The sequence below is a fragment of the Paraburkholderia suaedae genome, from assembly GCF_040812055.1.
In the GTDB taxonomy this organism is placed as follows: Bacteria; Pseudomonadota; Gammaproteobacteria; order Burkholderiales; family Burkholderiaceae; genus Paraburkholderia.
The window spans coordinates 211290-235551 of the sequence record NZ_JBFOAH010000009.1 but is presented as its reverse complement, the minus strand read 5'-3'; the positions used below and the strand labels follow the sequence as shown (position 1 = coordinate 235551).

Annotated in this window: 23 protein-coding genes and 1 tRNA gene; 5 read left to right on the top strand and 19 right to left on the bottom strand. The window is 62.7% G+C overall.

Annotation, left to right across the window (positions count from 1 at the left end):
- Positions 1 to 190 precede the first annotated feature (190 nt).
- Complete coding sequence (locus tag ABQJ48_RS15595) at positions 191 to 370, top strand: hypothetical protein (RefSeq protein ID WP_367838901.1); 180 nt, start codon at positions 191 to 193, stop codon at positions 368 to 370.
- Between the two features lie 16 nt (positions 371 to 386).
- Here ABQJ48_RS15595 and ABQJ48_RS15590 read toward each other — a convergent pair whose 3' ends face one another.
- Together ABQJ48_RS15590 and waaC are read right to left on the bottom strand one after the other, a co-directional pair.
- On the bottom strand, positions 387 to 518 hold the full coding sequence (locus ABQJ48_RS15590) for a hypothetical protein (protein WP_277873534.1): 132 nt from the start codon (positions 516 to 518) through the stop codon (positions 387 to 389).
- 707 nt (positions 519 to 1225) lie between these two features.
- Complete coding sequence (gene waaC, locus ABQJ48_RS15585; protein WP_367838900.1) at positions 1226 to 2230, bottom strand: lipopolysaccharide heptosyltransferase I; 1005 nt, start codon at positions 2228 to 2230, stop codon at positions 1226 to 1228.
- 213 nt (positions 2231 to 2443) lie between these two features.
- On the opposite strand from waaC, the gene ABQJ48_RS15580 reads away from it, so the two are divergent.
- Entirely contained in the window at positions 2444 to 3904 is a 1461-nt protein-coding gene (locus ABQJ48_RS15580; protein ID WP_367838899.1) for a chloride channel protein, read from the top strand.
- 247 nt (positions 3905 to 4151) lie between these two features.
- Here the strand turns inward: ABQJ48_RS15580 and ABQJ48_RS15575 are convergent, their stop codons facing one another.
- The 6 genes from ABQJ48_RS15575 to map all read right to left on the bottom strand — a co-directional run bounded on the left by ABQJ48_RS15575 (position 4152) and on the right by map (position 8525).
- Positions 4152 to 4463 (bottom strand): YXWGXW repeat-containing protein, encoded by a 312-nt coding sequence (locus ABQJ48_RS15575; RefSeq protein ID WP_367838898.1) that lies wholly within the window; start codon positions 4461 to 4463, stop codon positions 4152 to 4154.
- Positions 4464 to 4781: 318 nt separating this feature from the next.
- Complete coding sequence (gene minE / locus ABQJ48_RS15570) at positions 4782 to 5036, bottom strand: cell division topological specificity factor MinE (protein ID WP_008922443.1); 255 nt, start codon at positions 5034 to 5036, stop codon at positions 4782 to 4784.
- A gap of 14 nt (positions 5037 to 5050) precedes the next feature.
- The gene (gene minD / locus ABQJ48_RS15565) at positions 5051 to 5866 is read right to left on the bottom strand and encodes a septum site-determining protein MinD (RefSeq protein WP_007175863.1); all 816 of its coding nucleotides are present in this window, start codon (positions 5864 to 5866) and stop codon (positions 5051 to 5053) included.
- A 104-nt stretch (positions 5867 to 5970) separates the two neighbouring features.
- Entirely contained in the window at positions 5971 to 6804 is an 834-nt protein-coding gene (gene minC, locus ABQJ48_RS15560) for a septum site-determining protein MinC (protein WP_367838897.1), read from the bottom strand.
- 211 nt (positions 6805 to 7015) lie between these two features.
- A complete protein-coding gene (locus ABQJ48_RS15555; RefSeq protein WP_367838896.1) occupies positions 7016 to 7549 on the bottom strand; it encodes a GNAT family N-acetyltransferase in 534 nt (177 codons plus the stop codon).
- Between the two features lie 190 nt (positions 7550 to 7739).
- The gene (map, locus tag ABQJ48_RS15550; RefSeq protein ID WP_367838895.1) at positions 7740 to 8525 is read right to left on the bottom strand and encodes a type I methionyl aminopeptidase; all 786 of its coding nucleotides are present in this window, start codon (positions 8523 to 8525) and stop codon (positions 7740 to 7742) included.
- A 421-nt stretch (positions 8526 to 8946) separates the two neighbouring features.
- On the opposite strand from map, the gene ABQJ48_RS15545 reads away from it, so the two are divergent.
- A complete protein-coding gene (locus tag ABQJ48_RS15545; protein WP_367838894.1) occupies positions 8947 to 9372 on the top strand; it encodes a cupin domain-containing protein in 426 nt (141 codons plus the stop codon).
- Between the two features lie 165 nt (positions 9373 to 9537).
- Here ABQJ48_RS15545 and ABQJ48_RS15540 read toward each other — a convergent pair whose 3' ends face one another.
- The 8 genes from ABQJ48_RS15540 to ABQJ48_RS15505 form a co-directional block, all read right to left on the bottom strand.
- Positions 9538 to 10089: a hypothetical protein gene (locus tag ABQJ48_RS15540; protein WP_367838893.1), complete on the bottom strand. Its 552-nt coding sequence runs from the start codon at positions 10087 to 10089 to the stop codon at positions 9538 to 9540.
- The gene (locus ABQJ48_RS15535) at positions 10082 to 10555 is read right to left on the bottom strand and encodes a hypothetical protein (protein WP_367838892.1); all 474 of its coding nucleotides are present in this window, start codon (positions 10553 to 10555) and stop codon (positions 10082 to 10084) included. Before ABQJ48_RS15535 ends, ABQJ48_RS15540 begins: the two co-directional genes overlap by 8 nt.
- Positions 10556 to 10605: 50 nt before the next feature.
- Complete coding sequence (locus ABQJ48_RS15530) at positions 10606 to 10815, bottom strand: hypothetical protein (protein WP_367838891.1); 210 nt, start codon at positions 10813 to 10815, stop codon at positions 10606 to 10608.
- 241 nt (positions 10816 to 11056) lie between these two features.
- On the bottom strand, positions 11057 to 11272 hold the full coding sequence (locus ABQJ48_RS15525) for a hypothetical protein (RefSeq protein WP_367838890.1): 216 nt from the start codon (positions 11270 to 11272) through the stop codon (positions 11057 to 11059).
- 866 nt (positions 11273 to 12138) lie between these two features.
- On the bottom strand, positions 12139 to 12855 hold the full coding sequence (locus tag ABQJ48_RS15520; protein ID WP_367838889.1) for a DUF2968 domain-containing protein: 717 nt from the start codon (positions 12853 to 12855) through the stop codon (positions 12139 to 12141).
- Positions 12856 to 13319: 464 nt separating this feature from the next.
- A complete protein-coding gene (locus ABQJ48_RS15515; RefSeq protein ID WP_367838888.1) occupies positions 13320 to 13634 on the bottom strand; it encodes a hypothetical protein in 315 nt (104 codons plus the stop codon).
- Positions 13635 to 14343: 709 nt separating this feature from the next.
- On the bottom strand, positions 14344 to 14778 hold the full coding sequence (locus ABQJ48_RS15510) for a hypothetical protein (protein WP_367838887.1): 435 nt from the start codon (positions 14776 to 14778) through the stop codon (positions 14344 to 14346).
- Between the two features lie 135 nt (positions 14779 to 14913).
- Positions 14914 to 16680 (bottom strand): outer membrane protein assembly factor BamB family protein, encoded by a 1767-nt coding sequence (locus tag ABQJ48_RS15505; protein ID WP_367838885.1) that lies wholly within the window; start codon positions 16678 to 16680, stop codon positions 14914 to 14916.
- Positions 16681 to 17211: 531 nt separating this feature from the next.
- Between ABQJ48_RS15505 and ABQJ48_RS15500 the strand changes: the two genes are divergently transcribed.
- Positions 17212 to 18813: a peroxidase family protein gene (locus ABQJ48_RS15500; RefSeq protein ID WP_367838884.1), complete on the top strand. Its 1602-nt coding sequence runs from the start codon at positions 17212 to 17214 to the stop codon at positions 18811 to 18813.
- 563 nt (positions 18814 to 19376) lie between these two features.
- On the opposite strand, the gene ABQJ48_RS15495 is transcribed toward ABQJ48_RS15500, so the two are convergent.
- The 3 genes from ABQJ48_RS15495 to ABQJ48_RS15485 form a co-directional block, all read right to left on the bottom strand.
- A tRNA-Ser gene (locus ABQJ48_RS15495) sits at positions 19377 to 19466 on the bottom strand.
- Positions 19467 to 19647: 181 nt separating this feature from the next.
- On the bottom strand, positions 19648 to 20943 hold the full coding sequence (serS, locus tag ABQJ48_RS15490) for a serine--tRNA ligase (RefSeq protein ID WP_367838882.1): 1296 nt from the start codon (positions 20941 to 20943) through the stop codon (positions 19648 to 19650).
- Between the two features lie 157 nt (positions 20944 to 21100).
- Positions 21101 to 22414, bottom strand: a complete 1314-nt coding sequence (locus tag ABQJ48_RS15485) for a replication-associated recombination protein A (protein ID WP_367838881.1) — start codon at positions 22412 to 22414, stop codon at positions 21101 to 21103.
- Between the two features lie 352 nt (positions 22415 to 22766).
- On the opposite strand from ABQJ48_RS15485, the gene cytX reads away from it, so the two are divergent.
- The gene (gene cytX, locus ABQJ48_RS15480) at positions 22767 to 24083 is read left to right on the top strand and encodes a putative hydroxymethylpyrimidine transporter CytX (protein WP_367838880.1); all 1317 of its coding nucleotides are present in this window, start codon (positions 22767 to 22769) and stop codon (positions 24081 to 24083) included.
- Positions 24084 to 24262: the final 179 nt, after the last annotated feature.

The window sequence follows — 24262 nt, the reverse complement described above, 5'->3', positions numbered from 1 at the left end:
GACGAAGTCCGTGATCTTTACGGAAGAAGGACTGCGCGAGTCCGAGCGACTCTTTAATCAGCACTTTGTCATTCCGGACAGAACAGGGAATTGATTCAACGAACTTTTAACTCACGACACTAGTATTGCGCGCCTTCCTGCCTTCCCTATACTCGATTGCAAGAGCCCACAGGCAAGCAGGGAGGCCGGCATGAACGTTCATCTTCACAACGCGGACATCGTGATGATCATCGCGCTCGCGCTGCTCGGCGCATTGCTGCTGGCGTTGCGCTTTCGTCCCGGCAGCTGGAAGGGCATCTTGCTCGAAGCGCTGGCGGCGAACGCGGCTGCCATTGCCGCGGTGGTCGCGTTCGAGAGGCTGGTGGCCTGACGGCCTTGCGCCGGTCCTAGCGGTAGTAATAGCCGCCATGATGGTAATAGCCGCCGCCGTAATAACCAGGCGCCGGAGCGACGATGCAGCCGCCGAGTGCGGTGGCGAGCAGGGTGCCGGCGGCGAGAGTCAGAATCAAGCGTTTCATTTTGTTCTCCATCGAGTCAGATTCATTCGAGCCAACCCCGAATGACCCGATTGAACACGACAAGCCCGCGTGCAAGCGTTGCGATTTGTAAGTGAAGATCACCAACGCGTTACATCGCCGCCCCACGGAAATGGCCGGACCTGCAGGCTTTGGGCGATGCGTTCACATCAGCGGAAAACACCGCCTATTCTGCGTTGAAGGCGAGCATGCGGCGCAAGCGGTGGTGGCGCGGCGTGCATGGCTCGCGCGTCGCGCGGTAGTCGAGGATTCGAGCGGTGCCAAGGCCCCTACTCCGACTTCGAGACAGGCCGCAAATGTAACGGGGCACTCGACCGAAGCGACAGATTTAACAGGCGTGTAATGCGCGCAGCGGACTGCGCACCGGCGATTCCCGCGCATGTCGTCGCGGCACGAAACCGCGTGATCCAGCATGAGCGCTTGCGGCTTGTGGGATGAACAACCGTTGAACCCGTCGAGCCCAAGCGGCCGGCGGCTTCGACACGGAACCGGCATCCGATTCACGCAGCGTCGCGGGTCAGACGATGTCTGCGGTCCACCGTTGTTCGCATCAGCCGATCTACTCTGCGCCCGCTGGTCCCCGACACGGGCGTTTTCCGAGGCGTTACGTGGCGGCGCCCGTTGATCGGGCAATCCGCACGTCACGCCTCTTTGAGCAAACGATTGCGCGACAGCGCGCAAAGCAGCGCTTAGCCAAAGGCCGAGCGCTGTCGGCCGGCGCGCTCCTCCTGCTGGCCGCACACGTAGTCGATCGCCGCAAGCGTGGCGCTGACAGGCGGAACTGACTGGCCGTCTCCTACCGAAACGGAACGGTACGGCGACTGGACGCCGGAATGCGATGGCGATGTCGCCACGAAGATCATCACCGTGCGCTTTTGCAACGCGTGAGCAAGATGGACGAAGCCGGTATCGGTGCCGACCACCAGCGAGCATGCGTCGATCATCTGCGCGATCTCGGTAACGCTCATCGTCGGCAGCACGGTGGAGTTCGGCACCTGCGCGGCGATCTGCTCGGCCTCGGCACGCTCACCCGCTGAACCCCACGGCAAGGCCACGCAAAAGCCCCGCTCTGCCAGTTCACGGCCCACCGCCACCCAATGCGTCAGCGGCCACTTCTTGTCATTCTTGGAGGTGGCGTGAAAGAACGCCGCGACCGGCGCGCTGCCGGGCTCGAATGCCGGGCGTACCGGCTGCGGCAGACGCAAATTGTAAAGAGGCGGCCCTTCGACCCGGTAGCCCAGCGCCTCGCCCGCGCTGATCCGCATGCCATGCCACGCATTGCCTCGCGGACGCGGGCCGAAGCGCCCGGTGTACGCGAATGCGGCGCCCCGTTCTCCCAGATCCTGGGACTGGTAGCCGATGCGCCGCGAGGATCGCGCGAGGAACGCGATGATCGCACTCTTGTAGACGCCGTGAAGGTCGATGATGAAGTCGTAGCGATACGCCCGCAGTTGCGCGATGGACGCGAGGATCGCCTTCAGATCGGCCCAGCGGCGCGCCTTCTTGAAGCGCCGCAACGGCGCGCACAGCACGCGGTCGACGCTGTCGTTCCACTGCACGAGCTCGGCGAACGCTTCGTCGGCCGCCCAATCTACCTGCACGCCGGGAAACGCGCGCTTGATATCCGCGGCGACCGGCAGCGCCTGCACGATGTCGCCGAGCGAAGTGACCTTGACGATAAGGACACGCTTCATCAATGACCTGTTAGTTGTTCGAAAACGACAGTATTTTAGCCCCCGGTTCCGCTTTTTCCTGTTGAATTGGGCAGCGGGCGCCGTGTGTTCTCAATACGGCGCATTACATGCCGCGACTCGTTCCCATTCATTCTGCCGAATCCCAAAGTCGTTTGGCATCCGTTGGCAGACACAACGCGCCTTATACTTCATCCTTTGCGTCAGTACACGCCTATGTCCCGGCCCTTCTCCCTGCATTCCTCCACGATCACGCGTCGCGCCAGACGCCTTTGGCGGCAATACGGCATTTTCTGGCTCGGCGCGATCGCCGTCGGCCTGACCGCAGTGCTGTACGCGCGCTTGATCGACTGGGGCTACGCCGAATTTCAGACGCTGCAGCACCGGTTCGTATGGGCACCGTTGTTCGTCACGCCCGCGGTCGCGGCGCTTGCCGTGTGGCTCACGCGCAGCTTCTTTCGCGGCGCCGAAGGCAGCGGCATTCCGCAGGTGATCGCGACGCTCCATTCGAAGCCTGGCGAATACGGCGCGCGGCTACTGTCGTTGCGTATTCTGCTCGGCAAAATCGCGGTGTCGTTCCTCGGCATTCTGGGCGGCTTCACAATCGGCCGGGAAGGGCCGACCGTGCAGGTCGGCGCGGCGCTGATGTTCAATCTTCGCAGGCTCTATCCCCGCTCGAATTCACTGATCGAGCGGCAGCTCGTGCTGGCCGGCGCGGCCGCAGGCCTGTCCGCTGCATTCAATACGCCGCTCGCCGGCATCGTGTTCGCGATCGAAGAACTGACGCGCAGCTTCGAAGCGCGCGCAAGCGGCGTGCTGATCACCGCGATCATCATCGCCGGCGTGATCGCGCTGGGGCTGAACGGCAACTACACGTACTTCGGCACCATCCAGATCGGCGCGCACTTTCCCGACCTGCTCGCGCTTGCGGTGCTGCTCACCGCGATCGTCACCGGCATCGCGGGCGGCGTGTTCGGCTGGCTGCTGCTCAACACCGGGCGCTGGATTCCGGCGCCGCTGCGTCAACTGCATGGCGAGCGGCCGGTCGTGTTTGCCGCGTTGTGCGGTTTCGCAATCGCGGTGGTCGGACTGATTTCCGGCGGCGCGACGTTCGGCAGTGGCTATGCCGAAGCACGCGGACTGCTCGACGGCCATGAGCAGTTGTCGATGTTCTATCCGTTCCTGAAGATGATCGCGATGGTCGGCTCATACCTCCCCGGCATTCCGGGCGGCATCTTCGCGCCGTCACTATCGATCGGCGCGGGCTTCGGCAATCTGCTGCACACGGTGTTCGATTCGATGCAATTGCCGATGCTGATCGCGCTCGCGATGGTCGGCTATCTGGCGGCCGTCACGCAGTCGCCGATCACGTCGTTCGTGATCGTGATGGAGATGATCGACGGCCATGCGCTGGTGATTTCGCTGATGGCCACCGCATTGATCGCGAGCCGCGTGTCGCGCTTGTTCGCGCCGCCGCTGTACGAGTCGCTGGCGCAGCGCTATATGGCGCCGCTGCTGCAACCGGCGCCCGCGCCGGTGCCCGAAGTGCCCGAAGTGGAGGTGCCCGACGTGTCCGACGTGTCCGACGTGTCCGACGTCGCCGCATCGGCAACCGCGGCGCCGCACATGCACGGCGAAACGCTCGCCGATGACGACGCCCAGGCGCCGCGTCAATAGACGACCACGCGCGGCACATGCACGTACATCGGCCGTGCCGGCACGACCACGCAGCCGGCCAGCATGAGCGCGAGCGCGGCGAGCAGTAGCAGATTTTTTTTCATCGACGGGTTTCCTGGGATGGCGGGTGAGCGCTACGCTGCGCACACGTGCGAAGCTTGGCTGGAGAACCGCGAGCGGCGATGGCCATGGCCATGGCAATGACAAGGGCGACGCCAGGTCGAGCGCGCCGCTGCGGTCTATCGCGTTAGGCCCAGTGGCCCTGGACCCAGCGGTAGTTCGGGCCATGCGAGACCCAGTGGCCCGGAACCCAGTGATAGCCGACGCGCTCGGCTTGCCAGTGCCCGGCGACCCACACGTAGCGGCCGTGATCCCAACGCCAGTGGCCGTGATCCCATACATAGCCGACGCGCGCAGCGGGCATCGCTTCGTAACGCGCTGGCGGCGGCGCGGATGGCGCGATCACGAGCACTTCGGCGGCCGACGCGGATGCCGCAGCGGCAATGCCTGCCGCGATCAATACGGTGTTGGCAAGCAGCAAGCGAATCGTGTTGTTCATGATGGCCTCTCGAGTTGAACGCCGCAAACGGCGCGTTATCCGTTTAATGCGCGACGCCTACTAACGGCTGACCGCGGCCGCATTACTACGTAGGCTGAAGTGCAACGGATTATTTCGAGCAGAGGCGGCCACGCGCACCCACGCGAGGCGCGAAGCGAGCCGGCGGGACGATGCGCAGAAAACAGCGGGGAATGAAGCTACGAAGACACCGCACCTGAGACCGCGCGGCAAACGCTGTGACATCGGCGCTAGTGCAGCGCCCGCGACTTCGCGTTCTCCGAACGCGACGCCGCGGCGCACTGCACCGCTCCTGAACCATCAAGCCTGTGGTATTTCGATCTTGACCTCGAGCACTTCGAGATCGTCCTGACGCTCGAGACTCACGCGAATATCGTCATCGGAAATCTTCACATACTTCGAGATCACGGCTACCAGTTCGCGTTGCAAAGCAGGCAGATAATCGGCGGGTGCGTGGCCGCCGGCGCGCTCGTGCGCGATGATCAACTGCAGGCGTTCCTTCGCTACCGACGCGGACTTCTTCTTCTCTCCCAGCAAAAACGAAAGAATCGACATTACGTGCGCTCCCCTTACTTGGTGCCGAAGAGGCGCTGCAGCAGCCCGGGCTTCTGGTAATCGGTAAAGCGAAGCGACTTCTGCTCGCCGAGGAAACGCGATACGACGTCCTTGTAGGCTTCGGCCACGTCGGTGCCGTCCAGATGCACGGCGGGCAGACCCTGGTTCGACGCGTGCAGCACCGCTTCCGATTCCGGAATCACGCCGATCAGATCGATGCGCAGAATTTCCTGGATGTCAGTGAGCGACAGCATTTCGCCTTCGCTCACGCGCTTGGGGTTGTAGCGGGTGATCAGCAGGTGTTCCTTGATCGGCTCCTTGCCCTCGATCGCGCGCTTGGTCTTCGACGACAGGATGCCGAGGATGCGGTCGGAGTCGCGCACCGACGACACTTCCGGATTGGTCACGATCAGCGCTTCGTCGGCGAAGTGCATCGCAAGCAGCGCGCCCGACTCGATGCCAGCCGGCGAATCGCAAACGATGTATTCGAAGTCCATCGCGATCAGGTCATTGATGACCTTCTCGACGCCTTCCATGGTCAGCGCGTCTTTGTCGCGCGTCTGCGAGGCCGGGAGGATGAAGAGGTTCTCGCACTTCTTGTCTTTGATCAGCGCCTGGTTGAGATTGGCTTCACCCTGGATCACGTTGATCAGGTCATACACCACCCGGCGCTCGCAGCCCATGATGAGGTCGAGGTTACGCAGGCCGACGTCGAAGTCGATCACGGCGGTTTTGCTGCCACGCAGTGCGAGGGCCGATGCAAAACTCGCGCTCGTGGTCGTCTTGCCCACGCCGCCCTTGCCCGAAGTCACCACAATGATTTTTGCCATTACCCTTACCTTGTGTTCGTCAAATTCATCAATTATGTGCGGCCATATTTGCCGTGAAACGCCGCATGCGAGATTCGTTCCGCGCAGCGCTCCGGTTCCGGCGCTCAGGTGAGCCGCAGCGGTTCGATCACCAGCTTTTCTTCTTCGAGCCAGATTTGCACCGCCTTGCCGAGCACGTCGGACGGCAGCGGGGTCTCGGTGGTTCGATAGATGCCCGCGATCGAGATCAGTTCCGGTTCGAGACACGTGCAAAAAATACGCGCATCGTGATTGCCCTGCACGCCGGCCAGTGCCCGGCCGCGCAATGGCGCATAAATATGGATGTTGCCTTCGGCGATCACTTCCGCGCCGTAGCTCACGAGGCCGAGCACGACCAGATCGCCCTTTGCGTAGATGCGCTGGCCCGAGCGCAGCGGCTTGTCGACCACCATGGTTTGCGACGACGTGGCGAGCCGCACGGGCTCCGCGGCAGGAGCGGGCTCGCCGGTGCCGGCTGCGACCGGCGTGCCGTCAGCGGGCATTGCGGCGGTTTGGGCGGGGGCCGTGTCCGCGCTCGCGCCGTTGGCGTCTTGCGCTGGCGCGTTGGCGTTGTCCTCGTCGGCCGACTTCGACGCGGCGCCGCGGCGATCGCGCGCTTCGAGCAGCGGCAACGCCGATTCACCCGCCCACGTCTGCTGCGCGTTGGCGACCACGCCGATCGGCCGCATCCGCACGCTGTCGAGCAACTGCGCGATCTCGGCGAGCGGCACGCGCTCGTTCGCGGCAAGGCGGCGCACGTCGATCGCGACGACGTCGTTGGCGAAGAATTCGGGGGTCGCCTCGAAGCGCCGCGTCAGCTCGGCACGCATGGCGTCGAGGTCGGTTGTCTTGACCACGAACAGCAGCGTATCGACAGCGCCGCTGCGCAGTTCGAAAAAGGGCGATTTCTTGGGCGACATAGCGTTCGGCAAAAAATTTTGCGTATTTTACAGGCGTCCACGCGCCCGGCGGGCTTTTTTGCCCGGGCAGCGAGCCACCTCGATTGCGGCGCGGCCACCGGCGCACCTTCAGGCCACGCAGCCGCCCATGACCGCGCTCGATCAATCGAACGAGATCGCGGGACAGACGCGCAGGGGAATCGAGCGGCACGCTGATGCGCCGCTCGGGAGATCACTGCTTGGACACCTGGGGCGTGCCCGGCACATGGCGCACCAGCAGACTTTCGATCTGCTCGGGCGCACGCGCGACGCGGCGATGCTCGCCGGTCTGATTGAAACCGAGCGCCTCGTAAAAGCGCATTGCATTGCGATTGGCGTCGGCGACCCACGCGTAGATTTCGGTGGCGCCTTCGCCGGCAAGCCAGGTGGTGGCCGTGTCGACCAGCAGTTCGCCGCCGCGCAGATGACGCACGGCCGGCGCTACCCACAACTCGCAGACGAACGCACGGCGGTCCGTATTGTCTTCGAAGTGCGCTTCGATCAGGCCCGCCGGATGACCTTCCGTGTACAGGATGAAGGTGCTGATAGACGACGACACCGCGTGATCCGCGGCGGTGGCGTCGAAACTGGCGACGTCCGCCGACAACGCGTCCTCGAGCGTCGCGCCGAACGCATACGGCGCCTCGCGCAGCGATGCAGTGCGAAGTTCGCGGAAAACGGCGCCCTGGTCAGCGGCGATGCGGCGAACGGTCAGTGACGGACTCATGCAGACGAAAACCCCTTGAAACCTTAAGACGTAGCTTTAACCGAACCGGCGCGCGAGTCAAATCATTATTGACCCGCCGCGCCGCTGCACGAAGCGTGGAGGCAAGGCGCGCGCAAAAAGGCGGGATAGGCTTGCCGGGCGGCACGGGCCGCGCAGGTCGCGGCACGCGCGGCCGGTCTTCCGGCGTCGCTCACGGTGCTTCGTAGCGGCCCGTGCCGTCCGGCCACGGCGTGAGCAGTTCATAGCCGTCGTCCGTCACGGCGATCATGTGCTCCCATTGAGCCGATAGCGAGCGGTCCCTGGTGACCACCGTCCAGCCGTCGCGCTGTACGGTGGTGCCCGCGCGGCCTGCGTTGATCATTGGCTCGATCGTGAAGACCATGCCCGGCTTCAGACGCACGCCCTGCCCCGGCTGGCCGTAATGCAGCACCTGCGGGTCTTCGTGATAGACCTTGCCGATGCCGTGCCCGCAGTAATCGCGCACAATGGAGAAGCCGTCGCGCTGCGCCACTTGCTGAATTGCGTAGCCGACGTCGCCGAGCGTCGCGCCCGGCTTCACTACGCGAATACCGGCGAGCATCGCCTCGTAGGTCGTGTCGATCAGCTGGCGCGCCACCGTGCCAGGCTGGCCCACGCAATACATGCGGCTGGTGTCGCCGAAGTAGCCGTCCTTGATGATGGCGACGTCGATGTTGATGATGTCGCCGTCCTTCAGGATTTCGTTGCGAGCCGGGATGCCGTGGCACACCACCTGGTTTACCGACGTGCAGACCGTCTTGGGAAAACCCAGATAGCCGACATTCGCGGGAATCGACTTTTGCGTGTTGACGATGAAGTCATTGCACAGCGCGTCGAGCTCTTCGGTGGAGACGCCCGCCCTGACATGCTCGCCGATCATTGCCAGCACGTCGGCCGCGAGGCGGCCGGAAATCCGCAGCTTGGCGATGTCGTCGGGGGACTTGTAGGTAATGGCCATGAATTCAGTCGATGTGGGTCGGATGAGGTTCGATGTTCAGCGCACGCCGAGCCGCCGCGAGTGGCCGGTGCATCATGCTCGCACCTACGATCGCTGGCCAATTGTACAGAGGATCGCCGGCGGGGCCGGGCAAACGGTTCGACCGAGTCGGCGCGGGATCTTTTTAGGCGTCGGGTCATCGTCAACCAACGAGACGCGCCAGGCCCATAGATGACGTCGAGGGTATCGAAGGGTGGTCCCACCGCAAAGCGAATGCGATGCACGGCCGCGATGCGTACGCGATTGTCCGCACGCTCGCCGGCGTGCAGAGTCCCGGCTATGGGCGCGGCCGGCGAAACAGTCTGCCCGACGACACGATCATTCGATACCGCCGCAAGATGCATACTGTCCTCGCCGCATTAACCTTTGAGTGGAGAGACCGATGACCGAATCCTCGAAGCACCACGCCATGCCGGCCGACCGCGGCCAGTGCAAGGCCATCGACCTGGCAGGCAAGATCGCGCAGATCGACGGTCACTGGCAACCGCGCGTCGTCGCTGAAATGAATGACTATCAATTCAAGGTCGTGAAGGTCGAAGGCGACTTTCAGTGGCACCGGCATGCCGATACCGACGAAACGTTCATCGTCCTCGAAGGCGAGTTGCGTATCGACTTTCGGGCGGGTCCTTCGGGCGACGGTTCGATCGTGCTGCGCCCCGGGCAGATGGCGGTGGTGCCGAAAGGTGTCGAGCACAAGCCATCTGCAAACGCAGAAGTCAAGCTGCTGCTGATCGAGCCGCGAGGTGTGGTCAACACCGGCGACGGTGCGGCGGGCGAGCGTACCGTCGAGAACGACCAGTGGATCTGAGGCGCGCTGCGACGTAGGCCGGCTGGGAAGTCAGAGGCAGCGCAGACGGGTGCGCGTGGCAGGCGCGATTGTCGTCGATCGGGACGCGCCGGTTGAATGTTCGTACGTGGTCGCTCATGGTCGGCTGCACGGCGGTCTCATGCCGGACCTGCCTCGCCGGCAAGCTTATCCGAGCGATACCTTTTCCGGTTCGGCCCGAAACTTGTCTTCGAGCGCATTAACGCAGTTCGTGAACTGGGTGCGAAGGCCCGCGGAGTCGTCGCTCGGTGCGGAAAGGCCGTCCGATGTCACGGTCCAGCCGCTCGCAGTACGATCGACATCGAGATCGAACAACTGGGCCGATTCATTCTCCAGGATCACTGACTCGCGAAAACGCCCGCCCGCGGATTGGATGATCGCCTGGCAGCCCTGGTGAAGCCGGGCTGGGCGATGAGCATGCGCACCGATTGGGCCGCCGCTTTCAGGAACCGCGCTGTACATACGGAAGGACTCGAACTGCGGCGGCATGGCGGCAGCGACGAACTTCGCGTCGGAATCGGAAACGCCGTTGCTGCATCCGGGCAAGCATCCGACCAAGGCTGCCAGCATGATGCGACTGTGAACGTTGCAGAACGCGCGCAGCTTATCCCGCAGCTTGTGCTGACGTCTCGCAACTAAAGCTGACCCGGTTCGAGCCCGGCCCAGCGCGCCGACATGATGAGCGGCTGACTCAGGCATCGGGGCCTCGCTGGGCGGGGGCGCTCAGGTTCACGCACTCATATGCGTCGCGCCCGAGCCGGCCGACTTCGCGCCACACGGCAAAGGGAATCTCCTGACGGGTCGCATGACCCTCCACCAAGCTCTGGCATATCTGTGTCATCTGTCGAAGCAGCCCGATCGCATGGCTTTCGATTCTGTCTGCGTGCTGGTCGAGTGCCGTCTTCGCTTCTTGAGCCCGTTGCGCCATTGCCCGCCACTGGTCGTCGCGGATTTCCTGAGCGTTGGCGCCGCGCTGCGCAAGAGCGCTCGAAACGATGTAGAGGTCTTTGAGCGCAGTGATGACCTCCGGTGCCGGCACGACGCAGCCTTCGCCGGAGTCGGGCTGCGAGTGCGTCATCGGCATGGCCTCGACAAGTCCACCGAAGGCGCAATCGCGGGCTTTGTTTCCGACGAAGTCATGCGATCCGCCGAAAAACAGGCGCAAACGTGAGCGCTAGCAAGCCCACCGGACGACGACGCAATCATACGGTCGCTTCAGTGCTTATAAGCGAAGCATGCCTGCGCAGCTTCAGTGGGCGACAGGCCGGCGTCGAAATAGCCCCGAAGACGCTTCGTGGTCACAGAGTCGGGATGATAGTGCGGGTGGATAAACCCCGCATCGACCGCTTCGCCGTGCCAGACACGCGTCCATTGGTCGAGGCCCTGCTCGTACATTAGCGATACGTATTTCGAGTCGTTAAACATAGTGATTTTCCGAAAACCCAATAGACGCGTTTGCCGCTGATGACCCGCAGACACCGGACGCGACCACCTCTGCTCTCGCGCAACGTTGTCCGCAAGTTCTGACGCGCGACACCCCGCCGCAATCGTCGCTACCGCCGCCGAGTGTTCCGCGCCTCTATGCGCTTGGCGCGACGGCGACCGGCTTCAACGAACGCTGAACCGGTCAGTCATGGTTAAAGCCCCAATGACTTCCCGACGCATATCACGACTGTACCGAGACACTGCATTGCGCGATCGGGCTGCCGAGCAGGCCGAGCAACGCGCGTAGTCGTTGCCGATCCTGCACCGACAGGCCAGGGCGTCCCAGCATGCACTCGATCTGCGATTCCCAATAGTCGCGACGGATAAGCCACGGGCGATGCACCAGTGCGCTCATCGCCTTCTCCAGTTGCCCAATTTCGGTCTTCACCGTGTTCACGTTGGTCTCCTTGCGTGACCCTCTGAAACCTGGACCGTCTCCCACGCTATCGTGGACTGAAGCAGGCAGTTGATCCGGAAGAGGCCAGTGGCCCTTTCGATCACTCTTCGCAACGCCGATGGCACGCAGGTATCCGCCGCGACCCCACGCGCCAGACCTCGTGCAACGTCCGCTACAGGTAATTTAGCCATACCACCATCAGGACGTAGCTGAGGACGAAGAGCCAACTCAAAGTGCGATTAGGCCATGCCGACATCGGCTATCTCCATCAATACGGATGCTGGGTCAGTCTTTGCTGCTTCTGATCGCCGGGTCCGAGGCGAAACGCCTGCGCGATCTTTGCGGATCACCATGGCGCCCACGGATTTGCGCAAACGTTAGCGTTTTCACGTTCGACCCACGCTCGCGACGTGGATGAATTAACAATCTATTACGGCGTGCGCTCGGCATCTTTTGATAGGTGCAAACCCCATGATGCTCAGCCACCGCTTCAGCGGATGCGCGTCGCCGCCTTCATGCGTGAGGTGCGGCTCGCCTTGCTCAAAGCGTTGCAGCGGTGACGCGTGTCCCGGATACCTACCTATACCGTGCCAAGGGTTCCAAGCGTCGCGGGCCACAGCATCCACGGTAAGTGAGCAAACGTTTGCTTTTCCATGCTCGATCTGCCGCCGCATATGGGTTAATGCACCTGTATGACGGCGTCGGGCTTCAATGTTTTCGCTACGGAAAAGACCCGTGTTCCCCAGCCAATCAGTCCGGACTCAGGCGGCTCGATCGCGAGTCACGATCAGGTTCCGGCAGGGTGCCCGCAATGGGGGCCGGCCGGCGAACCGGACGGGTTGGCTTCCAGCAGACACCACTAAAAATCAGTGAACGCCCCTCAGGCCGCTTTCCAGCTGACTCTGAAGTTGGCGGACTTGCCGCTGCGCTGCCCGCAACTGGCTCTGCGCGACGGCTTTCTGTTGCGTCAGCGCGGCGGCTTCGGCACGCGTTTGCTGCTGCTGGCTGTTGACAATCTTCTGCTGCTGATGCGCGACGTCGAGGTCCGCCTGCAGGCGGTTCGCGCGATCCTGGGATAGCGCAATCCTCCGTTCCACGGACGCCCGTTGCGCGTCGAGCCGGGCCCGACGGATTTCCACTTCCGACAACTGCGCGGTCTGCCGCACGAAGTCTCTGTAGATCAGTTCTGCGCGCGTTTCGTCCTGCGTCTTGATGACGCGCCAGAAGTTCTGCTGCTGCGACAGCGCGACGTAATAGCTCGTTTCCCCGGCGTTGAACACGAGGCTTGCGACGTAGCTGCCGTTGCGCGTTCTGCGCAGTTCAGTCAGGTCCGAACCGCGGAGCAACCGTTGCAACTCGGCGACGTTGCCTGCGGCCGATTGCGTCGCTTCGTCGGCTGTGAGCACGCCCACCTGAGCCGGCTGTTCTTGCGTCGTGGCCGGCGTTGCCGTCGCCCCGCCCGGCTGGGCGAGCGCGGCGGCGCTTGTCCCGCTGTCCGGCACAGTCTGCGCATCGCCACTCTGCATGGCCCCAAACGTGACGAATGCGGCCATGGCGAGCTTCTCCGCAAAAGACAGTTTCATATGTTTGCCAACCTCTCATATCGATAGCAACGAGTTGGCAAAAAACGCCAACCGCAACTGGTGAAGTGAATCCTTGGTGACCTCTCGGTGACCTGTTAACGGCAATTGCGGGGGAATGTTGAGGTGACAAACGGGAGATCGACCGAAAAGAATGAACCGTGTCGGTTCAACTGCGAGCGTTCAAGGACTCGCGCAAACCAGCCGCCGCGACTGACGCGGTAGACGCCGGCGCGCAGAGTGCGGGACTCATAGATTTCTCCTGGCACGGTCGGCATCAGACCAGGTCGGCCGTGAAGATACGCAGGACCGCGCAACGACATCAGCCGGCCAACTTGTCAAAGCCGGCACCGATGCGTGTTGCACCGCGATTATCGGGCTACTGTGTATTCGGCCGGATGTCGACCAGAGCTTCGGTCAGAACCGCGAGTAAGCGGGCCCGCGCTCCCTCACCGCAGCCGTTGCGGCTATTGCGCCGCGGTCAGCTTGTGACCTGTCCACAGGGCCGCCGTGCCTGTCTGCGGCGCTTTGCGCTGGTCGCTCACTTGCTCGATCCCGCTTTTTAGTACTGACTCGCAAAAGGCCAGGCGGGCCCGGTAGTAATCTGCGTGCATCTGCGCATCGAGGATTCGTTGTTCAGCCTGGAACAGTTCCAGACGCAATTCTCGCAATGCCTTCTCGGCCCGCTTCTCTGGAGTAGGCACGCTACGCACTGTCCAGCTTGCTATCCACTGCAGCATGATGACCCCCTCATCGTCATGATGACATTCCGCCAGCTTCAAGTCCGACTTTTTGGCTCGGGTCCGGCGGCCCCTCTCTTGCCGGCACCACCGGTGACTCAACACCTCGATGATCAGGGAATACGTGCGCGTAGCACCGCGCGGTAGATCACGTTATTGCGAAGATTTTTTCGCGCCCAGCGACCGGTTGTTCTGGTGTGTGGCCGGATCGTATCGGTAGGTCTATTACCCGCGGATTTCCACGACGAGGGCAAGTCAGCCGAGAGCCCGTACCAGGACGCGAGGGCTCGCGCGGTGAAGACAGGGACGTTCTTCGACTCACGGGGTTTCTCGATAAATTCTGGCGGAAAGGGTGTCCGCCTTACTTGATGTCTTAATTCGTGGATAAGCATTCGATACTATCGGCAATGCGGTGTCTAAATGACGTCCAAGCGAATCTGCTCCAACAAATCGGCTGGCAGAACGATCTGGCCAATGCCAGGCAAGGCACGAACTCGCCCTTGAGGACGGCTGCGACATCGCTCTTGAAGAAGTGAACCAGTGCCTGTACGAACTTCATGAATGCCTCGCAGGAGTGTCGGGCAGCGCCTTCACGAGGTGCAACGTGGTGCGCTGCGTGACGAAACATGTCCGCAGATCGTTTTGGTGTGCGCCACTTGTCAGAATGACCAGGGCCTTCCCGTCGCTGCGATCAACCTCCCTAATCGCCAGGCGTCGTCGCGACCGGACACATCGTCGTACTCGGCGGTCATCAGCGCATGGAGATGCGTGTGGTAGTCCGGGCCTCGGTTTGTCGCAGAAGAATGCGCGCAGCCTCGGGATCGGGAGAACTGCAGTCTGTTACTTGTGGATGACATCGAGTTTTCTTTCGCGCACGACGTTGCGCGTGCATCCAATTTAATGTTTCCCGCTGGCTCAGCCACGCGCCCGCGCGCAGAGCGGCCAGTGCGAACAGCGAACTGATTGCGCCATCGGCGAAGGCGTCGGGTACGCTGCTCGTCGCGTAGAGATTATCGAGACTTAATAGGAAGGGCGCCACCCATGCAAGGCGCGGATACGAACGCGCACCGATGCCGAGCAGCATCGCGAAAGCAAGATACAGCGCGGCGGGCGGCATCGGAACGAAGTGCGATACCGGCAGGCAGGCAAGCAAGGAGGCCGCGAGATCGGACAGGCCGAACAGCATGGCGAGAACGAGATGGGTGCCGCGCGCGGGCACAGCGGTTCCAAGCGCGAGACAGCACAGCGCGCTGTCGAATCCGAGCGAGAGTTGATCGATGAGTGTGATCATCACGGACTCCATCGCGTCATGAGTTTGCCTTCACGCCAGCGTCAGCACCAGCACCTCACCGCCGTATGTCGGCACGATCACCCGACCGTCCACCGCAATCGGTCGATTGAACTTTGGATGAAGGAAATTCCAGTTCCATTGCTGCGAGTCCCACAGTGGCACGATCTCGCCGCTGCCGTCGCCGAAGCGGCCGAAGTCCTGCGCGTCGTAGGCGAACAGGCGGCCGTTGGTGACGCGCATGTTTGCGTCATCGTAGGGCATCATTGCCCAGATGACGCCGCCGTTGTGCGCATCGGCGGACAGCGCGAGGCTCCACCCCGGCATGCCGCCCGACGGCACCGGACTGTTCGGCGAGGCGAACGCCTCGCTGCTCGCGAGATAGGTCGATGCATGATCGTCACGCATGCTCCATGCGCGCACGTTGCCGTTCTCGCCACCGCAGAAATGCATCCAGCCGTGTTCCGCCGATTTCCACGCCACGGGGGTGCCGTGCAGATGATGCGTGCGGTTCGCCGAGAACCGGTTGAGCGCGGCGGGATTCGGCGGTGCGGGATCGATGCCCGGATCGAAATAAGTGTAGAGGATGGGCGGCGCGGCCAGCTTGGCGAAGTTGCCCTTGACGCCGTCTGGCTCGAGGTCCGCATGCTTAGTGTTGCCCGGCCGATCGAGATGGATGGTGTAGAGAATGCCGTCCTTGCCCGACACGAGCGCGACGCCCCGCTCTTCGATCAGGATCACGCCTGATGCGCCGAGGTCCTGATCCGACCATACTTCGGCCATATCCGCCATGCCGAGTTTGGCGAGGTGGGGCCCGATGCGAAAGTTCGATGGCCTGCGCTTCGGCAACACCGCCGCGACTGCCTCCCCGCCGGGATTACCGCCTGTTCGACCGTCGTCCGTGTACGGCGTCCACCAGCCCGTCACTTCGAACTTGTCCTTACCGTCCTGCGAGGCGCGCACATGCCGCAAGCGCACCACGCTTTCGGCGAAGTCGTGAATGCCGTCGAAATCTCCGTTGCCCGTCACGACCCAGATCGACCCGTCGCTCTGCACGGCGGGCGCGGAGCCGCTCATCCAGATACCGCCGCCGGTGCCGCGCTGGGTCGAACACCATGCCGCCGAAATGCCCCAGCGCTCCACGTCGACGGCGATGAGCCAGCCGCGCGCGTCGCCGCCTGTCTCCGCGATGGTTCCAAATGCAATGAACACGACGCCCTGAGATAGCGCGAGGCCCGAGCGCTGCTTGCGCTCCATGGACTTGAACGACAACTTGCGCAAGCCGCCGCCAGGGTTCACCTCGACGTTCTCAAGATTGATATCTTCATGCACCCGCTGACCGGTGGTGATGTCCAGCGCCACGACCTTGTGCACACCTTTGCGCCAGTCGCCGTCCGCGCTCGTCCAATAGCAGGCGAACAGAAGGCCCTTGGGCGCATCGATCACGGGCGTGGAGAGAATGCCCCATTGCACGTTGACGAGGTGCGCATCGATATCCATGGTGCCCTTGACCGGATGGCCCAGGAACGTGTCCCATAGTTGCTCGCCGTTGTCTGCATCCCACGCGTAGATGTGGTTGCCCATCGTGGCCTGGAAGATGACGTCGCGCGTCTTGCCGTGGATGTTCAGGCCAGACATATATAGCGGCTGCGCTTCGATCCGGGGATCATCGGGTGTGCGCAGGGTGAGCATCTGTCGGACGCCGCGCGTGCGCACCGCATCCGGTGTGAGCGCGGTCTCGGCAAGGAAAGCCCCAGAACGCGAACTATCGATGGAACGAGTCGTCACGGCTGCGCCCATGTCCGCTCCTTGTGATATCTGCGTGATATGTGATTCATAGACTATTGCCGCGAAGAAACAAGTGCCTCCTTAATTTAGCCTTTTCACGCTGATACATTATGTTTAAAGAACCAATTTAATTCGGTGTGCAAACTTCGCGAAACAGGGATCGTGATGGTATAACGGTCCGCAAATGACGGCGCACTGGCGGATTACGGCGTGAAACGCGCTTGAATTGGACCTCGACGAAACCTATATTTCGATTGCGAAGCGGCGACTGCCCAGTTGCGCACAGGATCATATTAACCAACCCCCGCTGAGCAGATTTCTATCGCCGAACGCTCCCAGTCCTGCGCTCGTTCGATCACACGGGCACCCGCGTACCCGGACGCCCACTCAAATTTCCCCTTTTTCAAAATAATTTTATCCATTTATTTAGGAATCGAAATGAACGACACTGGACATGGATTTATCACCCAGCAGAAGCAGATCCCTTTCACGAATCTCTTCGAATTGAGAGCCGAGACTTATCCGAGGGACAAGTTGCTGGCCTTGTCGAAGCTGATGCAAGGCGCGGTCGACACTGTAAAGGACGGCCCCGATCCTGAAGAGAATCTCTGGGTTCCGGCGGGTTATACCTACTTCGGTCAGTTCGTCGATCACGATCTGACATTCGACAGCACCTCGTCGCTCGATCCGGATGTCACGTTGGAGGACAAGAGTCGCGTGCCTACCAATCTGCGGACGCCGCGTCTCGATCTCGATTGCGTCTACGGCGACGGCCCCGCAGCCCAACCGTTCATGTATGCTGCTGACGGCGCCACGCTGCTTTACGGCGGCACGGGCCAGCCCCAGCTTCAGGCAAACCCGAACGGCCTCGTCTCCAGCGTCACGGCCACGTGGGACTTGCTGCGTGCTCCGAATGGGCGCGCCATCATCGGCGACAAGCGCAACGACGAGAACTCGATCGTCTGCCAGATTCAGCTTGCCATGATCAAGTATCACAACAAGATCGTCGAGTTGCTCAATGGCGAGAAGAAGGAAACCTGGGTCGTGCCAGGCAAGCTGTTCGAATCCGCACGCGCGGAGGTGCGCTGGACCTATCAGCGCATCGTTGCCGAGGATTTTTTGCCACGCATCATCCGGCAGGAGGTGCTGAAAGACCTGCAAGGCCTGAGCTTCGAGAAACGGAAAGATAGCTACGTGCTTTATCCGGACAAGGATGGTCTCAGGGCCAACCTGCCGCGAGAGTTCGTCGCCGCCGCTTATCGATATGGGCATTCGGGCGTGCGCACGGGATACCGCCTTAATTCACAGACACGTCTTTCAATCTTTCCCAGCAGCGAACAAACCGATCAAAGCACCGACAGCCTGCTCGGCTTCGACCCGCTTCCTCAACATCACATCATCGATGACTGGGGCCGGTTCTTTCCTGATAACGGTCCGGGCACGGACATTGGGGGCACCGGCAGGAAAGCCGCCGACGATACGCCGGATCCGCGCGTGCGGCTGCAATTCGCCTATAAGCTCGACCCGACGCTGGTTGATCCGCTTTCTGTGCTGCCACCCAGCGTGGCTGGCTCAGCCGCAACGGACGAAGCGAAGAAACAGGTCGATAACAGGCTGCCGAATCCGGATCGTCCGCCGCTTGCGCTGCTCAATCTTTTGCGCGGCAACGCATATGGTCTCGTAGGCGGTCAGGCCGTGGCCGAGAAGCTTCAGGCGGCGGGAAAGGGCCCGGGGCCGCTTCCCGCTGACAGGCTCGTCGTCAGAGTGGAAACGGAGCTACGCCCAGAGAACGATACTGACCCCGAGTCGCAGGCCTTCCAATGGACACCGATCGATCCGGATTTGCAAAAGGATACGCCGCTCTGGTTCTATGTTCTGGCCGAAGCTCAGGCACCCATCCTCGATTCGGTGGGAGGCGGCGAGAGCCGCGTTTTCTCGGAGAACGACCTGCTCAACGGCCCCGGCGCGCTGACGCAGCTCGGCTGGGTCGGCGGACGCATCGTCGCGGAGGTCATTTACGGCATCCTCGATTCGGATGAGCAGTCTTACGTGCGCGACAAGAAGGGATCTAGCTGGAAACCGCGTTTTGCCGGCAGCGGGCCGGTACGCATGAGAGGGCTGCTCGACTTCATCGCGAAGTCCTGATCTGCCCACACACTCGCCCGCCGTCCGGGCGAGTGTCCATCACAACCCGGAGAAATTCCTTCTCCATGTGATGCAGCAAGGCGCATGAACCCCCTCTTCGCGCTTCTTTCGGTCGGCACATCGCCCGTCTTGCATATGCAGGCGATCGCGGAACCCTCGAGCGATCTCGACTAGGCAGCCAGTGTTTCCTGACGCTGGGCTAGTTCGCGATAGAGTGCATCGATCTCCGCACGCCATCCTCGTCGGCCCCGATCCACGTGGCCACGCATCACGAGGACATACGGCACACCGCGCAAGCTTGCGCTTTCCAAGGTGGGCGGGTCCCACAAATATCGCGATCGGCAATCCCTACAACTATCGCGCGTGCGCGCGAGAGAACCGGCGTTCAACAAACAACAGCCTTCACACTCCCGACTATGGCCTGGCAATAGTAAAAGTGAGGGCTCCTATACAAGCTTGCGCCGCCATCGTTGCCCTCTGGCATTCAGCACTTCGAGCAATGGCGGGTTCTTTGGTGGGTAGAAACGAAAACAGGCCCCGAAGGGCCTGTAGTCTTGATGTCTTGGCGGAAAGGGTGAGATTCGAACTCACGGTACCCCTAAAGGTACACTGGATTTCGAGTCCAGCGCATTCGACCACTCTGCCACCTTTCCGGGTTTTCCGACTCGTAGCGATGAAGCCACACTGTCAGAACCAAGCGGGTCGTTGCTTGGGAGAGAAAGATTATAGAACAGCTAAATCCGATTTCCAAGCCCCTCATCGAAAAATCCGGAAGAGGCCTACCAACCACGGCGGCGCCCCACTGCACTGACCCGACGAACTATCGGTGAGCGCTTAGCGCGCATTGACTTCCAGCCGCTCCACGCCGCCCAGGTAAGGCCGCAACGCCGCGGGCACCGTCACCGAACCGTCCGCGTTCTGGAAATTCTCCAGCACGGCCACAAGCGTGCGGCCCACCGCCAGCCCCGAACCGTTGAGCGTGTGCACCAGCTCCGGCTTGCCCTGCGCATTGCGATAACGCGCGTGCATGCGGCGGGCCTGGAACGACTCCGTGTTCGAACAGCTCGAAATCTCGCGATAGGTGTTCTGCGCCGGCACCCACACTTCCAGGTCATAGGTCTTCGCAGCCGAGAAACCCATGTCGCCCGTACACAACGTGATCACGCGATACGGCAACTCCAGCTTCTGCAAGATCGCCTCGGCGTGGCCGACCATCTGTTCCAGCGCGTCATACGACGTTTCGGGCGCGACGATCTGCACCATCTCGACCTTGTCGAACTGGTGCTGGCGGATCAGCCCACGCGTGTCGCGGCCATACGAGCCCGCTTCCGAGCGAAAGCAGGGCGAATGCGCGGTCAGCTTGATGGGCAGCGCCTCGGCCTCGACGATGCTGTCGCGCACCGTGTTCGTCAGCGAAATCTCCGACGTAGAGATCAGATACTGCGTCACCGTGTTTTCGTCACCGCCCTTCTCGACGCGGAACATGTCGTCGGCGAATTTCGGCAGTTGGCCGGTTCCGTACAGAATTTCCGGATTGACGATGTAGGGCGTATAGACCTCGGTATAGCCGTGCTGCTGCGTATGCGTGTCGATCATGAACTGCGCGAGCGCGCGATGCAGCCGCGCAATCTGTCCGCGCAGCAGCGTGAAACGCGCGCCCGAGAGCTTGGCGCCGGTTTCGAAGTCGAGCCCGAGCGGCGCGCCGACATCGACGTGATCCTTCACTTCGAAGCTGAACCGACGCGGCGTGCCCCAGCGGCGCACTTCCACATTGCCGGCTTCGTCGTCGCCGACCGGCACGCTTTCGTGCGCGAGGTTCGGCACGCCGAGCAGCAGGTCCGACAGACGCTTCTGGATATCGTCGAGCCGGGCCGCCGACGCCTTCATATCGTCGCCGATGCCGCCAACTTCGGCCATGACCGCCGAGGTGTCCTCGCCCCGCCCTTTCATCGCGCCGATCTGCTTGGACAGGCTGTTGCGGCGGGCCTGCATTTCTTCGGTACGGGTCTGGGTATCGCGGCGTTCCGCTTCGAGCGCGGTGAACGCCGCCGTGTCGAGGGTAAAGCCGCGATCGGCGAGGCGCCTTGCGACGCCGTCGAGGTCTTTGCGCAGCAGCTGAATGTCGAGCATGGGATGGGACGGATGTTCGTTGTATGAAGGGGGGATTTTAGCGCACCGGCGCGTGCGGCCGGTCCGTTAGATGGTTCGCGCGCGCCGGATCGGCGGCACGGCGCCGAAAGCGACGCAAGGCGGATGCGACTCAGCGCACCCGCGGCGCCACACGTGCTCAACTCTTCTTGCGCTTGTTCTCGCTGCGCCATTGCGCATCCAGTTCGGCCAGACGCGCCATCTTGTCGCCGATCTTGCCTTCGAGACCGCGCGGGGTCGGCTGGTACCAGTGTGGATCGCGCATGTTCTCCGGCAGATAGGTCTCGCCGGCCGCGTAGGCATCGGGTTCGTCGTGCGCGTAGCGGTACTCGTGGCCGTAGCCGAGTTCTTTCATGAGCTTGGTCGGCGCGTTGCGCAGATGCACCGGCACGCCGCGCGACTGGTCTTTGCTGACGAAACGGCGCGCTTCGTTATACGCGTTGTAGCCGGCGTTCGACTTCGGCGCGACCGCGAGATAGAGGATCGCCTGCGCCAGCGCCAGCTCGCCTTCGGGCGTGCCCAGGCGCTCGTAGGTTTCGGCGGCGTCGAGCGCAATGCGCGCGGCGCGCGGATCGGCGAGGCCAATGTCTTCCCACGCCATCCGCACGATGCGGCGCGCCAGGTAACGCGGGTCGGCGCCGCCGTCGAGCATCCGGCAGAACCAGTACAGCGCGCCGTCCGGGCTGCTGCCGCGCACCGATTTATGCAGCGCGCTGATCTGGTCGTAGAATGCGTCGCCGCCCTTGTCGAAGCGGCGCAGATTTTCCGCGAGCGCGCTGCCTAGCAAGGCACCGTCGATCTCGGTGGTCTTTTGCTGAGCGGCGGCGCGCGCGACGATCTCGAGGTTGTTCAGCAGCTTGCGGCCGTCGCCGTCGGCCGAACCGATCAGCGCGTCGCGCGCTTCGTCCGTGAACGTGAGGCCGCCCAGTTCCCGCTGCGCGCGCTCGAGCAGTTCGCGCTGCTCGTCATCGGTAAGGCTTTTGAGCACGTACACCGCGGCACGCGAGAGCAATGCGCTGTTCACCTCGAACGACGGATTTTCGGTCGTCGCGCCGACGAACACGAACAGCCCCGACTCGACGTGCGGCAAGAACGCATCTTGCTGGCTCTTGTTGAAGCGATGCACCTCGTCCACGAACACCAGGGTCTGATGGCCGTTCGCGCGATGAATCTGCGCGGTCTCGACGGCTTCGCGGATATCTTTCACGCCCGAGAGCACCGCCGACAACGCAATGAACTCGGCGTGAAACGCAGCGGCCATCAGTCGCGCGAGCGTGGTTTTACCGACGCCGGGCGGGCCCCAGAGGATCATCGAATGCGCTTCGCCCGATTCGAATGCGACGCGCAGCGGCTTGTTCGGGCCGAGCAGATGCGCCTGGCCGATCACTTCGTCGATATTGCGGGGCCGCAGGCGTTCGGCGAGCGGAACATTGGCACGGGTTTCTTCGAACATGACGTTTTGGGGATAATCTCGGCTTACCGGACGCGGTCGCACAGTGTCCCGTAGGGGGCCATAAGGGCCGCTTGGTCCGCTTGGTCCGTATGAAGGCGGCATGCTCCCGGATGAGCGAAGACGGCCGACGCGGTTTGGGCAACGTCTTGCATTATGACAGTGACGGCCTCTGGGCGATGGCCGCGTCTCGCCGATCGAACGACGTGGGCCGCATCGCGCGGAAAAATCCGCACGATCAACGGCGCAGCCTCGCGAGGCAAAGGCCAGTAGCAACAGCCAGCGCCGCCGCGCCGGCAATCCAGCACCAAGGCCGTCACCGGCCAGGCAAGCAACATCGACAGGAACACGACAGATGGCACAAGATCCACTCGCCGGCGACGCCGGTTCCACCTACGCACCGCTCATTCCCGTGCCCGACGCACGCCGCGCGTTCCGCACCGGCGACGCGTTCGCGCTCTGGTTTTCGCTCGGCATCGGCCTGCTGGTCGCGCAGGCGGGCGCGCTGCTGGTGCCGGGGCTGTCGCTGCCGCACGCGCTGCTGGCGATCGTCATCGGCAGTGTGATCGGCGTGGTGCTGCTGGCGCTCGCCGGCGTAATCGGCACGGACACGGGGCTCGCGGCGATGTCGTCGCTGCGTCCGACGCTCGGCGTGCGCGGCGCCTCGGTACCGGCGGTGCTGAACGCGGTGCAGTTGGTCGGCTGGGGCTCGTTCGAGGTGATCGTGATGCGCGATTCCGCCGACGCCCTCGCCAAACAGGCCTTCGGCCTCTCGATGCCGCTCATCTGGACCGTGATATTCGGGCTGCTCGCGACGCTGCTGGCGATCAGCGGCCCGCTGTCGTTCGTGCGGCGCTTTCTGCGCAGCTGGGGCATCTGGCTGCTGCTCGCGGGCGCGGCGTGGCTGACATGGAATGTGCTCGCGCGGCAGAACCTCGCGGCACTGATGCAACGTCCGGGCACGGGCGAGATGTCGTTCGGCGGCGCGCTCGACCTGGTGGTGGCGATGCCGCTGTCGTGGTTGCCGCTGATCGCCGACTACACCCGCTTCGGCCGGCGCCCCGGCGAGACGTTCCGCGGCACACTGGTCGGCTATGGCATCGCGAACATCTGGTTCTATGCGCTGGGCGCGGTATATGGCCTCGCGGCCGGCGGCGGCGATGCGCTGCTGACCGGCGCGCTCGCGCAGGCCGGCGGAGGCCTGGCACTGCTGCTGATCCTGATCGACGAAATCGACAACGCGTTCGCCGATATCCACTCGGCTGCCGTGTCGACCGGCACGTTCTGGACGCGTGGCACCGTGCCGTTGCTGTGCGCGGCATTCGGCGCGCTTTGCACGCTGATCGCGCTTCTCGTGCCGATGGCGAAGTATCAGAACTTCCTGCTGCTGATCGGCTCGGTGTTCGCGCCGTTGTTCGGCGTCGTGCTGATGGATCACTTCATTGTGCGCAAGCGCCGCATCGAAGCCGCTGCGCTCGCCGACGTGCGTGGCCGCTACGGCTTCTCCGGGGGGTGGCATCTGAGCGCGTTCATCGCGTGGGCGATCGGCATCGCCGCGTATCAGGTGATCAATCAATGGCTGCCGAATCTCGGCGCGACATTGCCGTCGCTGATAATCGGCGCGGCGTGCTACTTTGGGTTCGTGTCGACGCGCAAGACGGCTTACGCGTGATGCCTTCGGGGCTCAAGTCCGATGTAAGGGAAAGCCTGCAGTACGGCCGTATTGCAGGCTTTATTGTTGTGAGTGGCGGTCCGAAAATCGCACGCCCCGATTGGCGATTTACTTCACCGCGCTACGACCCGATGCCCGATACGTCACGTGGATGACGTGCGATGTGTGTCGACAATCGA

Coding starts and splice junctions, on each gene's coding strand:
- waaC (WP_367838900.1), bottom strand. CDS start 2,230: ATGAAGCGTGTCCTTATCGTCAAGGTCACTTCGCTCGGCGACATCGTG.
- ABQJ48_RS15505 (WP_367838885.1), bottom strand. CDS start 16,680: ATGGGCGCAGCCGTGACGACTCGTTCCATCGATAGTTCGCGTTCTGGG.
- minC (WP_367838897.1), bottom strand. CDS start 6,804: ATGTCGCCCAAGAAATCGCCCTTTTTCGAACTGCGCAGCGGCGCTGTC.
- ABQJ48_RS15545 (WP_367838894.1), top strand. CDS start 8,947: ATGACCGAATCCTCGAAGCACCACGCCATGCCGGCCGACCGCGGCCAG.
- ABQJ48_RS15530 (WP_367838891.1), bottom strand. CDS start 10,815: ATGTTTAACGACTCGAAATACGTATCGCTAATGTACGAGCAGGGCCTC.
- ABQJ48_RS15485 (WP_367838881.1), bottom strand. CDS start 22,414: ATGTTCGAAGAAACCCGTGCCAATGTTCCGCTCGCCGAACGCCTGCGG.
- minE (WP_008922443.1), bottom strand. CDS start 5,036: ATGTCGATTCTTTCGTTTTTGCTGGGAGAGAAGAAGAAGTCCGCGTCG.
- minD (WP_007175863.1), bottom strand. CDS start 5,866: ATGGCAAAAATCATTGTGGTGACTTCGGGCAAGGGCGGCGTGGGCAAG.
- cytX (WP_367838880.1), top strand. CDS start 22,767: ATGGCACAAGATCCACTCGCCGGCGACGCCGGTTCCACCTACGCACCG.
- serS (WP_367838882.1), bottom strand. CDS start 20,943: ATGCTCGACATTCAGCTGCTGCGCAAAGACCTCGACGGCGTCGCAAGG.
- ABQJ48_RS15575 (WP_367838898.1), bottom strand. CDS start 4,463: ATGAACAACACGATTCGCTTGCTGCTTGCCAACACCGTATTGATCGCG.
- ABQJ48_RS15520 (WP_367838889.1), bottom strand. CDS start 12,855: ATGAAACTGTCTTTTGCGGAGAAGCTCGCCATGGCCGCATTCGTCACG.
- map (WP_367838895.1), bottom strand. CDS start 8,525: ATGGCCATTACCTACAAGTCCCCCGACGACATCGCCAAGCTGCGGATT.
- ABQJ48_RS15595 (WP_367838901.1), top strand. CDS start 191: ATGAACGTTCATCTTCACAACGCGGACATCGTGATGATCATCGCGCTC.
- ABQJ48_RS15590 (WP_277873534.1), bottom strand. CDS start 518: ATGAAACGCTTGATTCTGACTCTCGCCGCCGGCACCCTGCTCGCCACC.
- ABQJ48_RS15580 (WP_367838899.1), top strand. CDS start 2,444: ATGTCCCGGCCCTTCTCCCTGCATTCCTCCACGATCACGCGTCGCGCC.
- ABQJ48_RS15540 (WP_367838893.1), bottom strand. CDS start 10,089: ATGCCTGAGTCAGCCGCTCATCATGTCGGCGCGCTGGGCCGGGCTCGA.
- ABQJ48_RS15510 (WP_367838887.1), bottom strand. CDS start 14,778: ATGCTGTTCGGCCTGTCCGATCTCGCGGCCTCCTTGCTTGCCTGCCTG.
- ABQJ48_RS15555 (WP_367838896.1), bottom strand. CDS start 7,549: ATGAGTCCGTCACTGACCGTTCGCCGCATCGCCGCTGACCAGGGCGCC.